Here is a 13272-nt window from a genome sequence, read left to right on the forward strand (position 1 = left end):
GAGACGAAACGCCTGCACCCGGGGTATCCGTTCGGTTCGGCGCGTTTCGTCTCGGTCGCTGGCGCTCCCTCGCTCAACGACCGGAACTCCACCCCCGGTCGTTGAGCGAGTGAGGAACGAGCGAGACGAAACGCCTGCACCCGGCGGAGACCTCGGCGCGCGTCAGGGCGCGAGATCGGCCGCGAAGGCCCGCGTTTCCTCGGGGGTCCAGATGCGGTCGCCGAAGACGTGGCGGTGCGCGAGCGAGAGGTCGGCCCCGGGTGCGAGCACGATGTGCTCGTTGAACGAGGGGGAGGGCGCGAGGATCGGGAAGGGCTCGCTGCGCACGAACCACCGGATCGCCGGCCCGCCGGACGAGGTCCCGGCGAACGCGAGCACCGTGCCTCCGCCGTCGTACTCGTCGTGCGATCCTGACACGGCGACCCACGGGCTTTCGAGGCCCATCACCGCGTCGGCACCGGCGTCGTCGGGTAACCCGCCCGCCAGCACACGGCCGCCGGTCCAGGCGCGCGGCATCCGGATCACGTAGCCGGTGTAGCCGGCGTTCGGGCGGCCCTGCGTGGTCGGGCTCCCGAACTCGAGGTCCCGCCCCGAGACGTTGCGCAGCGTCGTCGAGAAGTCGAGAATCCACAGGCCGCGCGCGGCGTCGACGCCGTGGAAGCGGTGGGTCCGCGTCTCGGCGACCCAGTCTTCGCCGTCCGCCGTGATCCAGGTGAGGTCTTCGGTGAACGACACCTCGGGTCCCTCCGCGGTCATCGCCGCGAACCCGTCGTGGCGCATGCGGCCGACATTGTCGAGCAGGGCGTAGTCGCCGTGTTCGGGGCGATAGGTGTTGCCGCCCCAGAAGTTCTGTCCCGACACGTGGGTCCACGTCATCTGCAGACCCTTGTGCCAGCGGTGGTCCCACGGCCGGTAGGCCGTGAGCGGGGCGCCGTCGAGCGCGCGGACGGGGTGCAGGAACGGCTTCGGCCCTTCCGACGGTGCACCTCCGGGGGCGAAGGCGTAGCGGGCGATGTCCACGCCGGCGAAGGTCACGGTGAGGTCGGCCTCGTCGAGGCGGAGCGTCAGATCGGGCACCCGTTCATTGTGTCGCAGATTTCCGGAAAACGCTTCCCGGCGGGCGCGCGGCGCGCATATAGCGCTTTTCGCGCCGCGGCGGTAGGGGGAGCATCGTCATTCGGATGGGCGCTAGCGTCGTGACATCTCACCCGAGACACCGCACCCCCCGCGGTGTCCACGAGACGAAGGAGAAACAATGCTCTGGACAATTCTTGGCCTGATCCTCATCGGCCTCATCGCCGGCCTCATCGCTCGCGCCGTCATCCCCGGCAAGCAGAGCATGGGCATCCTGCTGACCATCGTGCTCGGAATCATCGGCTCGTTCGTCGGCGGCTTCCTCGGCTTCCTGATCTTCGGCAGCGACCCGAACGGCGGCTTCCTGCAGCCGGCAGGCATCATCGGATCCATCCTCGGATCGATCATCGTGCTCGGACTGTACGTCCTGTTCACGCGTCGCCGGGGCGTCACGCGCTCTTGACAGGCTCCCGGGCCTGACGCACGTCGCCCGAACCCACGCGTCCCTCGCGTGGGTTCGGGCGATTCGTCTGTCTGCGGGCATACGGAAACGGGCCCGACCTTACGCGGTCGGGCCCGTTTCGTCTCGCTCGTTCCTCGCTCGCTCAACGACCAGGGGGTCAGGCGCCGGCGAGCGCCTGCGACACCACCTCGCGCGCCTCGGCCTGCACCTGCGCCAGGTGCTCGGGGCCGCGGAGCGACTCGGCGTAGAGCTTGTAGACGTCCTCGGTGCCCGAAGGGCGCGCGGCGAACCATGCGTGCTCGGTCTGCACCTTGAGACCGCCGATCGCGGCCCCGTTGCCAGGCGCATGCGACAGCTTCGCGGTGATGGGCTCGCCGGCGAGGTCGGTCGCCGTCACCGCCTCCGGTGCGAGCTTTCCGAGCGCGGCCTTCTGGGCGGGGGATGCCGGAGCATCCACGCGCTGGTAGGCCGAGGCGCCGAACTCGGCCTCGAGCTCCGCGTAGCGCTGCGACGGCGTCTTGCCGGTCACCGCCAGGATCTCGGCAGCGAGGAGGCACAGCAGGATGCCGTCCTTGTCGGTCGTCCAGACGCTCCCGTCGCGGCGCAGGAACGACGCGCCCGCCGACTCCTCGCCGCCGAACGCCACCGAGCCGTCGAGAAGGCCGGGGACGAACCACTTGAAGCCGACCGGCACCTCGAGCAGCTCGCGCCCCAGCGACGCGGCCACGCGGTCGATGATCATCGAGCTGACGAGCGTCTTGCCGATCGCGGCATCCGCCGGCCATTCCGGGCGGTGCGAGTACAGGTAGTCGATCGCGACGGCGAGGTAATGGTTGGGGTTCATCAGCCCCGCGTCGGGCGTGACGATGCCGTGGCGGTCAGCATCGGCGTCGTTGCCGGTGAGGATGTCGTACTCGTCGCGGCGGCCGATCAGGCCCGCCATCGCGGACGGCGACGACGGGTCCATGCGGATCTTCTCGTCCCAGTCGAGAGTCATGAACCGCCACGTCGGGTCGACGTCGGGGTTCACGACCGTGAGGTCGAGACCGTGCACCTCCGCGATCAGGGCCCAGTACTCGACCGAGGCGCCGCCCAGCGGGTCGGCCCCGATGCGCACGCCGGCGCGGCGGATCGCCTCGACGTCGATGATGTTCGACAGGTCGCGCACGTAGGCGTCGCGGAAGTCGTACTCGCCGAGCGTGTCGGCGTCGAGGTCGCGGAACGGCGTGCGCGCCACGCCCTCGAGGTTCGCGGCGATGAGCTCGTTCGCCCGGTCGGCGATCCAGCCGGTCGCGTCCGTGTCGGCCGGTCCGCCGTTCGGCGGGTTGTACTTGAAGCCGCCGTCGCGGGGCGGGTTGTGGCTCGGGGTCACCACGATGCCGTCCGAGCGGCTCGGGTCGGCGGCATCCTTCCCGCGGTTGTACGTGAGGATGGCGTGGCTGAGCGCGGGAGTCGGCACCCAGGAGTCGCGGGCGTCGACGCGCACGTCGATGCCGTTGGCGACCAGCACCTCGATGGCGCTGCGCTCGGCGGGAAGCGACAGGCCGTGCGTGTCGCGGCCCAGGAAGAGGGGCCCCTCGATGCCCTGCGCCCGGCGGTAGTCGACGATCGCCTGGGTCGTGGCGAGGATGTGGGTCTCGTTGAAGCTGCCCGTCAGCGACGAGCCGCGATGGCCGCTGGTGCCGAACGCCACGCGTTGCTCGGGCACCGCGGGATCCGGGGTGATGTCGTAGTAGGCGGAGATCACCTCATCGATGTCGACGAGATCGGATGCTTCGGCGGGCTGTCCTGCGCGACTCATGCGTCCCAGTCTGCCTGTCGCGGGCCTGTGCTCGCACGGGCTTGACGCAATACGGGTGTTTCTTATGCGGCTGGGGGGTGCGCATGACTCAGGCAGACACGCCCGTGAGGCGGCGGAATCGGCCCATCCGGGGTGGTCTGCCTGAATTGCGAACGCGGCCGGCGCCGGCGATCCTGCGCCCGTTACGGGATGTGATGCCGACGCGGCGGGCTGCGGGACCGGCCCACACGGCCCGGGCTAGGCTGGCACGCGTGACTTCCGAGGTCGTCGCCTCCGCCGAGGCATCCGTTCCCACCCGCCGTACCTACAGCTATCTGGGCCCGGCGGGCACGTTCACCGAGGCGGCGCTCGCTCAGGTGCCCGAGGCGCGCGGCCACGAGTGGCGGCCGGTCCGCAACGTCGGCGAGGCGCTCGCCGACGTCGTCGAGGGCCGCTCCGACGCCGCGATGATCGCGATCGAGAACTCCGTCGACGGCGGTGTGTCGACAGCGCAGGATGCCCTCGCGACGGTGCCCGGCCTGCGGATCGTGGGGGAGTACCTCGTGCCGGTCGAGTTCGTGCTGGTCGGGCGACCGGGCGCGCGGCTCGAGGACGTGTCGCTCATCGCGGCGCATCCCGTCGCCTATGCGCAGTGCCTGCAGTGGCTCTCGGACGCGCTGCCGGCCCACGCCCATGTGCCCGCGGCCAGCAACGTCGCCAGTGCGATGAGCCTTCTCGATGGATCCAGTGACGCGGATGCCGCGATCGCGCCGCCCGGCATCCTCGAGCACCACGAGCTCGAGCTGCTCGCCTCGAACATCGGTGACAACCCCAACGCGGTCACCCGCTTCGTTCTCGTGAGCCGCACCGTCGTGCCGCCGCCGCCGACCGGTGCCGACAAGACCTCGCTCATCGTCGAGCTGCCCGACGACCACCCCGGCGCCCTGCTCGAGATGCTCGAGCAGTTCGCGACGCGCGGCATCAATCTGTCGCTGCTGGCCTCCCGCCCGATCGGCGACGAGCTCGGCCGGTACCGCTTCGTGGTGGATGCCGATGGGCACCTCGAAGACGAGCGCATGGCCGACGCCCTCCTCGGGCTGCGTCGCTTCAGCCCGCGCGTCACGTTCCTGGGGTCGTATCCGCGCGCGGACCGCGCTGTCGTCCGCTACCCGGAGCGGTACGCCGACGACGTGTTCGTCGAGGCGCGCGATTGGCTGCGCGGCCTGATCTCGGGTGAGCCCGAGGTGCAGGAGTGACCGCGGCGGCGTTCGCCTTCGACCCCGTGAACGACGTCCACGCCCGCGCGCTCCGACGCCTCGAGACCGAGCAAGTCGCCTGGTTCGGAACGATCGGCCGCGACGGCTACCCGCACGCCGTGCCCATCTGGTTCCTGTGGCGCGACGGGCGCGCGCTGATCATGAGCGAGCCCGAGACCGCGAAGGTCCGCAACCTCCGCGCGAACGACCGGGTTCTCCTGCACCTGGAAGCGGGCGCCGACGGCGAGCAGCTCACCGTGCTGCGCGGTACGGCCGCGATCTCTGCGGAGCCCTCGAGCGCGTGGGTCGAGCGCATCGGCGACGCGTACACGGCGAAGTACGACGCGTGGCTGCAGCGTCTGGGGCTCACGACCGCGACCATGGCCGAGCGCTACTCGGTGCTCATCGAGGCCACCCCGCACAAGCTCGTCGCCTGGTAACCAGGCTCACCCCGCGCGTCAGGACGCGAGGCCGAGCTCGGCGGCGAGCAGCTCGAGCGTCTGCAGGCGGCCGGGGGCGGCATCCATGGGCTCGTTCTCGTACGAACCGGCGATCGGCGAGATCATGACCTCGTCGACCTCGTGCCGGGCGGCGAAGGATCGCAGATCGGATGCCACGGCCGAGGCGGTGCCGACGAACCACTTCGCCCGGGCCGACGCCATGAACGTGTCACCGAGGCCGGCGAAGTCGGCCGCCCCGGCGATCGACTGCTCCACGGTCTCGAGCGCGACGAGGGGCTTGTTGGTGCGCAGGCGCGCGGTCATGCGCAGGTTCGGCAGGGCGCGGGCCTCGGCCTCCTCGGCCGTCGGGGCGACGAGCACGTTGGCGGTGAGGAAGGTGCGGGGCGCGGCGAGAGTCTCGGACGGGACGAACGCCGTCCGGTACAGGTCGAGCGCGCGCTCGAGTCCCTCGCCGGAGAAGTGGTTGGCGAAGACGTACGGCAGGCCGAGGGATGCCGCCAGCTGCGCCGAGTAGTCGCTGGAGCCGAGCAGCCACACCTCGGGCGTCGTGGTCGCCGCGGGAGTCGCGTGAACGTCGTAGGTGCCGCCCGACGTGAAGCGCAGCGAGGCGCCGTCCGGGGCGACGAGCGACATGATGTCGCGCACGTGGTCGGGGAAGCGCTCGACGTCGCTCGTGGTGCCGCTCTGGCGCAGCAGCTGCGTGATGACCGGGTCCGACCCCGGCGCGCGGCCCAGACCGAGGTCGATGCGGCCCGGAGCCAGCGCTTCGAGCGCCGCGAACTGCTCGGCGACCACGAGCGGAGAGTGGTTCGGCAGCATGACGCCGCCCGAGCCGAGGCGGATGCGCGAGGTCCGTGCCGCTGCGGCCGCCGCCAGTACGGGTGGCGTCGTCGAGGCCACCGCGGGCATGTTGTGGTGCTCGGCGAACCAGTAACGGCGGTAGCCCAGCCGATCAGCGGCGTCGACGACGGACAGGGATGCCGCGACCGCCTGCGCGCTCGTCTGGCCGGTGCGCACCGGGACGAGGTCGAGGACGGACAGGGCCGGGGTGGAGATGGCGGTACTCATCCCCTTCGACAACCCGCTGCGGCATCAGCTCTATTCCTTCCGGTCGTTGAGCGAGCGAAGCGAGACGAAACGCGCGGGGTCCACGGTCAGTGCCGTGTTCTGGGCGTCCGTCTCGCTCGTTCCTCGCTCGCTCAACGACCGTGGCGGGTCAGGGGAGGCGGTTGCCCTTCGCGAGGTTCTCGCGCAGCTCGGCGGCGGTCTGGCGCGCCGTGTACGCGGGCCGGTCGCGCTCGAGCCGCCACGACTCGCTGAGCGGTCCGGCGCTCACGGTGTCGTAGCCGAGGGCGTCGTAGATGCCGGTGACCAGTTCGACGGCGTCCTCGTGATCGCTCGCGGTGCCGAGCGCGCGACGGTTGGGGGTGCCCGCAGGCAGCCCCGTGGTGTCGATGTCCGCGGCGAGGATCTGGTTGAACGCCTTCACCACCTTCGATGCGGGCAGATGCGCCTGCACGAGGCCGGATGTCGTCGCCTCGCCGCGGTCGAGGGCGTCGATGTGTCCGTCGCGCTCGAAGTAGTAGTTGATGGTGTCGAGCACGATCTTCCCGGCGAGCGGCTCGACCGGCAGATCCTTCAGCGCCTTCAGCGGCACCGTCACCACGGCGATGTCGCCGGCCGCGGCCGCGTCGAGGGCGGTGGCGGCGGTGACCTTCGGTCCGAGCTCGGCGACCAGGTCGGCCAGACTCTCGGGCCCGCGCGAGTTGGCGATCACGACGTCGTAGCCGAGTCCTGAGAAGGCGCGGGCGAGCGCGCTGCCGATGTGTCCTGCACCGATGATTCCGATCGTTGTCATGACGGGCGGCAACCGGGCGAGGGCCGCGCGCATTCCGCGCGTCGACACGGGAGGAAATCCGGGAAACGTTTTCGGAAACCCGACCCGATGGTCCGGATGCCGTGTGACGATGTCGGGATGGACTACGTGCAACTCGGACGAACCGGCACCTCCGTCTCGCGGATCGTGCTCGGCACGATGAACTTCGGCGACCGCACCTCGGAGGAGGATGCCTTCGCGATCATGGACCGCGCACTGGAGCTCGGCGTGAACTTCTTCGACACCGCGAACGGGTACGGCGGCGCCGGCGGCCGCGGCACCACCGAGGAGATCATCGGCCGGTGGTTCGCCGCCCGCCCCGGTGTGCGCGACGACATCGTCCTGGCGACGAAAGTGCACTCGCCGATGGTGGATCCCACACCCGACGGCGACGTCGTGAACGCACGAGGAGCGTCGGCCTGGCAGGTGCGCCGCGAGGCGATCGGGTCGCTGCGACGGCTGCAGACCGACCGCATCGACCTCTACCAGTTCCACCACATCGACCGGCACATCTCGTGGCCCGAGCTCTGGCAGGCGATGGAGGTGCTGGTAGCCCGCGGCGAGGTGATCTACGCCGGCAGCTCGAACTTCGCGGCGTGGAACATCGCGCAGGCCAACGAGATCGCGACGCAGCGCAACTTCCTGGGGCTGGTCAGCGAGCAGTCGCTGTACAACCTCGTCCAGCGCTCCATCGAACTCGAAGTCATCCCCGCCGCGCAGAACTACGGCCTCGGCATCCTGCCGTGGTCGCCTCTGGCGGGCGGACTCCTGAGCGGTGGGTCGTCCGACGCCAACGCCCGGTCGGCGACGGCAGGCGTCGCCTCGCGCCGCGAGGAGCGCCGGGATCAGCTCGCGGCGTATGAGCGCTTCGCGCAGGAGCGCGGCTGGATGCCGTCGGCGCTCGGCCTGGCGTGGCTGCTGCACCAGCCGGGCGTCACCGGACCGATCATCGGCCCCCGTACTGTCGAGCAGCTGGAGTCCGCAGTCTCGGCGCTCGAGATCCGGCTCAGCGACGACGATCTGACGGCGCTCGACGAGCTGTTCCCCGGTCCCGGCGGACAAGCGCCCGAAGCGTACGCCTGGTAGCGCTCGCGGCCGGGCCGGTCACGTGCGGCGACGCCGGTCACGTGCGGCGACGCCGGTCACACGCGCCGGCGCCGGTCACGCGCGAGCGGCGCGCTTGACGTGCTCGTACGCGTCGAGCGCGGCCATCCGTGTCTCGCCGAGATCGACGATCGGCTCGGGAGGCTGCTCCCCGAGATGCTCCGGCGCCCATTCGCGCACGTAGTGCCCGTCGGCGTCGAATTTCTTCGCCTGCAGCTGCGGGTTGAAGATGCGGAAGTACGGCGCCGCGTCCACGCCCGACCCCGCCACCCACTGCCAGTTGAACGGGTTGCTGGCATCGTCGGCGTCGACCAGCGTGTCCCAGAACCACTCTTCCCCGCGCCGCCAGTCGATGAGCAGGTTCTTGACGAGGAAGGATGCCGCGACCATCCGCACCCGGTTGTGCATGTAGCCCGTGTGCCACAGCTCCCTCATGCCCGCGTCGACGAGGGCGACGCCGGTGCGGCCGCGCTGCCAGGCGTCGAGGTGGGTCGGCTTCAAGCGGGGCCATGGGAACGCGTCGAACTCCCGCCGGAGGTTCTGGGTCGCGAGGTCGGGGTGGTGGAAGAGGACGTGCCACGCGAACTCGCGCCACCCGAGCTCCGAGAGGAACCTGCCTCCCGCCCCGGCCGCGACGGTCTCGTGCCACACCGTGTGCGGGCTCAGCTCGCCCCAGCGGAGGCGCGGCGACAGCAGCGAGGTCGCGCCGGCCGACAGCTCGTCCCGCGCGCGGTCGTACTGCGCGAGGTCGTCGTGCAGGAACTCGTGCAGCCGCCGGTGCGCAGCCGGCTCGCCCGGCTCCCACGCCTCGCGAAGTCCGGACGCCCAGTCGGGCCGGGTCGGCAGCAGCGCCCACTCGTCGAGGGACTCGGATGCCGGACCCCGGAGCGGCCCGCCGACCTCACGCGGCTCGGGCAGCGGCGCGCGCGGTGCGGGCAGCGCGAGGCAGGCGCGCCAGAAGGGCGTGAACACCGAGAACGGGGTACCGGCGCCGGTCCGCACCGTCCACGGTTCGAACAGCAGCGAGCCGGCAAACGACGACACCTCGACACGGTCGTCCCGGAGCGCGGACTTGAGCCCGGCGTCGACCTCGCGCTCGGGCCCGCCGTAGCGCCGGTTCCAGAAGACGGCGCCGGCTGCGGTATCCGTCACCGTCTCGCGCACCACGCGATCGGCGGGGCCCCGTCGCAGCACCAGGGTGCCGCCACGCTCGCGCAGCCGTTCGCCGAGCGAGGCGAGCGAGTGGTGCAGCCACCAGCGGGCGGCTCCGCCGAGCGGGCGGATGCCGGGGCTCTCCTCGTCGAGCACGTACAGCGCGATCACGGGCTCACCGCGGTCGAGAGCTGCACGCAGCGCAGGGTTGTCGGCGAGGCGCAGATCATCGCGGAACCAGACGACCGAGGGACCGGGCATGCGCTCATCCTGCCGCGCGAGGGCAACGCCGGCGCGGTCTTGACACCTGCGGGTCGATCGGCGTGCTGTTCGTCATGCGGTGCTGGCGCGCTCGAGCGTGCGGTGCGTCGTCAGAGGCCGTCGGTGCTGTGTCCGTGGGGCACGACCATCAGGAGCGCCGCGGGCTCGACGCGGGTCTTGACCGAGAGGGCTTCGCCGAACTCGTCGCCGTCGAGCTGGACCGGCTGCGCGTCATGCGTCGCCAGTTCGATGCCGGCACCGCGGGAGTACACCACGGCGTTGTCCTTCGTGCGCAGCGACAGTACGCGGCGCCCGGTCCGAAAACGGCGGAGGAAGCTGTTGTCCCACGCCACGCGGCGCCAGACGAACAGCCAGCCGAAGAGCCCCTTGGGCTGGAAGATCACGATGTCGAGCGCGCCGTCGGTGATCGAGGCCTCGGGAATGAGGTCGAGGCCGGCGGGAAGCTTGCCGCAGTTCGCGAACAGCACACTCTGCACGCGCGAGGAATGCAGCCGGTGGCCCGGCAGCTCGTACACGACGCGGAACGGCTTCGCGTTGGGCAGCGCCCGCGCCGCACCGTCGACGTAGGCCACCCATCCGACGGTCTTCTTCAGCTGCGGGTTGGTGTTGGCGATCATCGCGGCATCGAGTCCGATGCCTCCCATGACCACGAAGGCGTGCTCGGCGGTCGTGCCGTCGGGGCGGCTGAGCTCGGTCCAGCCGACGTCCATCGGGACGGTGTCGCCGTCGAACACGGCCTGCACCATCGCGGTCGGCTCGGTCAGCGGCAGCCTGAGGTTGCGGGCGAGCAGGTTGCCGGTGCCGCTGGGCACGATCGCCAGGGGCACGCCGCTGCCGCTCATCGCCTCCGACACGGCGCGCACCGTGCCGTCGCCGCCCGCCACGAGCACCGCGTCGGCGCCCTCGTCGAGCGCCTGCCGGGTGACGTCGTCGCCGAGATCGTCGACCGTCGTCTCGTAGAAGAGCGGCTCGGCCCATCCGGCATCCGCCGACAGGCGGGTGACCGTGTCGCGCAGCACGTCGGCGTCCACCTTGATCGGGTTGTACACCAGCGCGGCCTTGGGTGAGGGGCGCTCACCATCGGTCTCCAGCGGACGCGTCCGCCCCGCTGCATCCACGCGCCGCGCGTAGCCGGTCTCGTCGTCGGCGGTGTCGGCTTCGATGTCGTCGGGCTCACGGATGACGTCGTCGGGCTCCGCCGCCGCGGCCGGGTCGGGGGCGTCGTGCTCCCGCCGGTCGCCCGGGACGGATGCCGCACCCGCGGCTGGGTCCTCGCCCTCCTCGCCCTCCGGCGTGGCAGTGGGGGTCGACTGTTCGACCTGCGCCTCGACCTGCGCCGCGGCGACGTCGAGTTCGGCGGTGCTGGGTCCGTCGGCGTAGATCGCGTCGGCCGGGTGAGGAATGAGGTCGTCGTCGGCTGTCGCGTCCTCGCCCGTTCCAGATGCCGCCATGTGGTCCAGAGTAGGACGCGAAACGCCTCTCCGGCTCGAACGGCTTGCCCGTCCCACCCGGCGGAGGCCGCCGCACAGTGCCGAACCAGCCGGGCGGGGTGCCGCCACGGGGGTGCCGACTAAGCTTGCAGAGTGATCGATCCCGTGCTGCTTCGCGACAATCCCGAGCTGGTCAAGCGCTCGCAGGAGGCGCGGGGCGAGTCGCCCGACACCGTCGACGTCGCCGTCGAGGCCGATCGCGGACGGCGCGCCGCCATCACGACGTTCGAAGAGCTTCGCGCGACGCAGAACGCGCACGGCAAGCGCGTCGCGCAGGCCCCGAAGGAAGAGAAGGCCGCCCTCGTCGCCGAAGGCAAGCTGCTCAGCGAGCGCGTGAAGCAGGCCCAGCACGCGGTCACGGCCGCGGAGGAGGCATCCACCGAAGCCTTCTCAGCGATCGAGAACATCGTCATCGAGGGTGTACCCGCCGGCGGCGAGGACGACTTCGTCACGCTGCGCACGCACGGCGAGGTCCCCGCCTTCGGCTTCGAGCCCCGCGACCACCTCGAGCTGGGCGAGCGGCTCGGCGCGATCGACATGGAGCGCGGCACCAAGGTGTCGGGCAGCCGGTTCTACTTCCTCACCGGCATCGGGGCCCGTCTCGAGATCGCCCTGATGAACCTGGCGCTCGACCGCGCCCTGCAAGCGGGCTTCACGCCCATCATCCCGCCCACGCTGGTGCGCCCCGAGGTCATGCGCGGCACCGGATTCCTGGGCAAGCACGCCGCCGAGGTCTATCACCTCGACGACGAGGACCTCTACCTCGTGGGCACCAGCGAAGTGCCGCTCGCCGGCTACCACATGGACGAGATCCTCGACCTCTCGCGCGGCCCGAAGCGCTACGCCGGCTGGTCGACCTGCTACCGCAGCGAGGCCGGGTCGTATGGCAAGGACACCCGCGGCATCATCCGGGTGCACCAGTTCAACAAGCTCGAGATGTTCGTCTACACGACGCCCGAAGAGGCGGAGGGGGAGCACCTGCGCCTCGTCGAGCTGCAGGAGCGCATGCTGCAGGACCTGGGCCTGTCGTACCGTGTGATCGATGTCGCCGCGGGAGACCTCGGTGCGAGCGCCGCCCGCAAGTACGACGTCGAGGCCTGGGTGCCGACGCAGAACGCGTACCGCGAGCTGACCTCGACCTCGAACTGCACGACCTACCAGGCGCGGCGGCTCGACATCCGCTACCGCACGCCCGCGGTCGACGGCAAGGGGACGGGCAAGACGCAGCCGGTCGCGACGCTCAACGGCACGCTCGCCACCACTCGGTGGATCGTCGCCCTGCTCGAGACGCATCAGCGCGAGGACGGCTCGGTCACGGTGCCGGAGGTGCTGCGACCTTTCCTCGGCGGACTCGAGGTCATGGAGCCGATCGCGTGACCGACGCGCATCTGCCCGCGACCGGGTCGATCAAGGTCGTCGCGCCGAAGAAGGCCGCGAAGCTCGTCGAGCGGGTCGCGCGCGACACCGAGAACCCCGCCGTCGCTACCGAGCAGCTCCTCATCGCGCTCGATATCGACGGCACCGTGCTGCTCGAGGACGAGTCGCTGAGCCCCGGCGTCGTCGACGCCGTCGAGCATGCGCACCGCACGGGGCATGAGGTGATGATCGCGACCGGTCGCAGCTGGGAGGGTACCCGCGGAATCATGCGCGTGCTGGGCGTGGCGCCCGAGTTCGTCGTGTGCTCCAATGGCGCCGTCGTGCTCAAGCGGATGGAGGCAGACGAGCTGCGCTACGACCGCTGGCACGTCGAGACCTTCGATCCGAGCGCTGTGCTCGAGCAGCTGCGCGAGCACCTGCCCGACGCCCGCTATCTCGTAGAGCTCCCCGACGGCCGCCGCCTGTACACGGAGTATCTCGCGGACTGGAACCTCACCAACGCCCGCCGCGTGCCGTTCGAAGAGCTCGGGGCCCAGCAGGTGTGCCGCATCGTCGTCGTGTCGCCCGAGAAGCGCGAGCAGGACTTCGTCGATCTGGTAGCCCGCATCGGACTCAACCACGTCTCGTACGCGGTGGGCTGGACGGCCTGGCTCGACATCGCGCCGCAGGGCATCGACAAGAGCACCGGACTCGAACTCGTGCGCACCGAGCTCGGCATCGACCCCGCCCACGTGCTGGTGATCGGCGACGGCCGCAACGACGTCGGCATGTTCCGCTGGGCCCTCGACAACGGCGGCCGCGCGGTCGCGATGGCCCAGGGACCGCAAGAGGTTCGGGATGCCGCGGGCGAGACCACGTCGTCGGTGCACGAGGGCGGCGTCGCCGAGGTGCTCCGCCGCCTCTGACCCTTCACCCCGGTCGTTGAGCGAGCGAGGCCTTCACCCCGGTCGTTGAGCG

The 13272-nt window shown here is 70.9% G+C and carries 12 protein-coding genes; 6 read left to right on the forward strand and 6 right to left on the reverse strand.

The features are described 5' to 3' along the window. Positions 1–162: 162 nt before the first annotated feature. Positions 163–1077 (reverse strand): PmoA family protein, encoded by a 915-nt coding sequence (locus B2K11_RS19545; RefSeq protein WP_163620766.1) that lies wholly within the window; start codon positions 1075–1077, stop codon positions 163–165. A 178-nt stretch (positions 1078–1255) separates the two neighbouring features. On the opposite strand from B2K11_RS19545, the gene B2K11_RS19550 reads away from it, so the two are divergent. After that, on the forward strand, positions 1256–1537 hold the full coding sequence (locus B2K11_RS19550) for a GlsB/YeaQ/YmgE family stress response membrane protein (protein WP_163620767.1): 282 nt from the start codon (positions 1256–1258) through the stop codon (positions 1535–1537). A gap of 157 nt (positions 1538–1694) precedes the next feature. Here the strand turns inward: B2K11_RS19550 and pgm are convergent, their stop codons facing one another. Then, complete coding sequence (gene pgm, locus B2K11_RS19555) at positions 1695–3338, reverse strand: phosphoglucomutase (alpha-D-glucose-1,6-bisphosphate-dependent) (RefSeq protein ID WP_163620768.1); 1644 nt, start codon at positions 3336–3338, stop codon at positions 1695–1697. 251 nt (positions 3339–3589) lie between these two features. On the opposite strand from pgm, the gene pheA reads away from it, so the two are divergent. Continuing rightward, positions 3590–4573 carry a prephenate dehydratase gene (pheA, locus tag B2K11_RS19560; RefSeq protein ID WP_163620769.1) on the forward strand — a complete coding sequence of 328 codons (984 nt, stop codon included), beginning with the start codon at positions 3590–3592 and terminating at the stop codon, positions 4571–4573. Then, positions 4570–5013 carry a pyridoxamine 5'-phosphate oxidase family protein gene (locus tag B2K11_RS19565; protein ID WP_163620770.1) on the forward strand — a complete coding sequence of 148 codons (444 nt, stop codon included), beginning with the start codon at positions 4570–4572 and terminating at the stop codon, positions 5011–5013. Before pheA ends, B2K11_RS19565 begins: the two co-directional genes overlap by 4 nt. An 18-nt stretch (positions 5014–5031) precedes the next feature. Here the strand turns inward: B2K11_RS19565 and B2K11_RS19570 are convergent, their stop codons facing one another. Together B2K11_RS19570 and B2K11_RS19575 are read right to left on the reverse strand one after the other, a co-directional pair. Further along, positions 5032–6102 carry an LLM class flavin-dependent oxidoreductase gene (locus B2K11_RS19570; protein WP_163620771.1) on the reverse strand — a complete coding sequence of 357 codons (1071 nt, stop codon included), beginning with the start codon at positions 6100–6102 and terminating at the stop codon, positions 5032–5034. 148 nt (positions 6103–6250) lie between these two features. Next, a complete protein-coding gene (locus B2K11_RS19575) occupies positions 6251–6892 on the reverse strand; it encodes an NAD(P)-binding domain-containing protein (RefSeq protein WP_163620772.1) in 642 nt (213 codons plus the stop codon). A 117-nt stretch (positions 6893–7009) separates the two neighbouring features. Here B2K11_RS19575 and B2K11_RS19580 point away from each other — a divergent pair, with 117 nt between their 5' ends. After that, positions 7010–7996 (forward strand): aldo/keto reductase, encoded by a 987-nt coding sequence (locus B2K11_RS19580; protein WP_163620773.1) that lies wholly within the window; start codon positions 7010–7012, stop codon positions 7994–7996. 75 nt (positions 7997–8071) lie between these two features. Here B2K11_RS19580 and B2K11_RS19585 read toward each other — a convergent pair whose 3' ends face one another. Continuing rightward, positions 8072–9427 (reverse strand): deoxyribodipyrimidine photo-lyase, encoded by a 1356-nt coding sequence (locus B2K11_RS19585; protein WP_163620774.1) that lies wholly within the window; start codon positions 9425–9427, stop codon positions 8072–8074. 110 nt (positions 9428–9537) lie between these two features. Then, entirely contained in the window at positions 9538–10899 is a 1362-nt protein-coding gene (locus tag B2K11_RS19590) for a diacylglycerol kinase family protein (protein ID WP_163620775.1), read from the reverse strand. Between the two features lie 132 nt (positions 10900–11031). Between B2K11_RS19590 and serS the strand changes: the two genes are divergently transcribed. Further along, entirely contained in the window at positions 11032–12315 is a 1284-nt protein-coding gene (gene serS / locus B2K11_RS19595) for a serine--tRNA ligase (protein ID WP_163620776.1), read from the forward strand. Beyond that, positions 12312–13220 carry an HAD family hydrolase gene (locus B2K11_RS19600; protein ID WP_163620777.1) on the forward strand — a complete coding sequence of 303 codons (909 nt, stop codon included), beginning with the start codon at positions 12312–12314 and terminating at the stop codon, positions 13218–13220. Before serS ends, B2K11_RS19600 begins: the two co-directional genes overlap by 4 nt. Positions 13221–13272: the final 52 nt, after the last annotated feature.

The sequence above is a fragment of the Microbacterium sp. B35-30 genome (genome assembly GCF_010634855.1).
Taxonomy (GTDB): domain Bacteria; phylum Actinomycetota; class Actinomycetes; order Actinomycetales; family Microbacteriaceae; genus Microbacterium.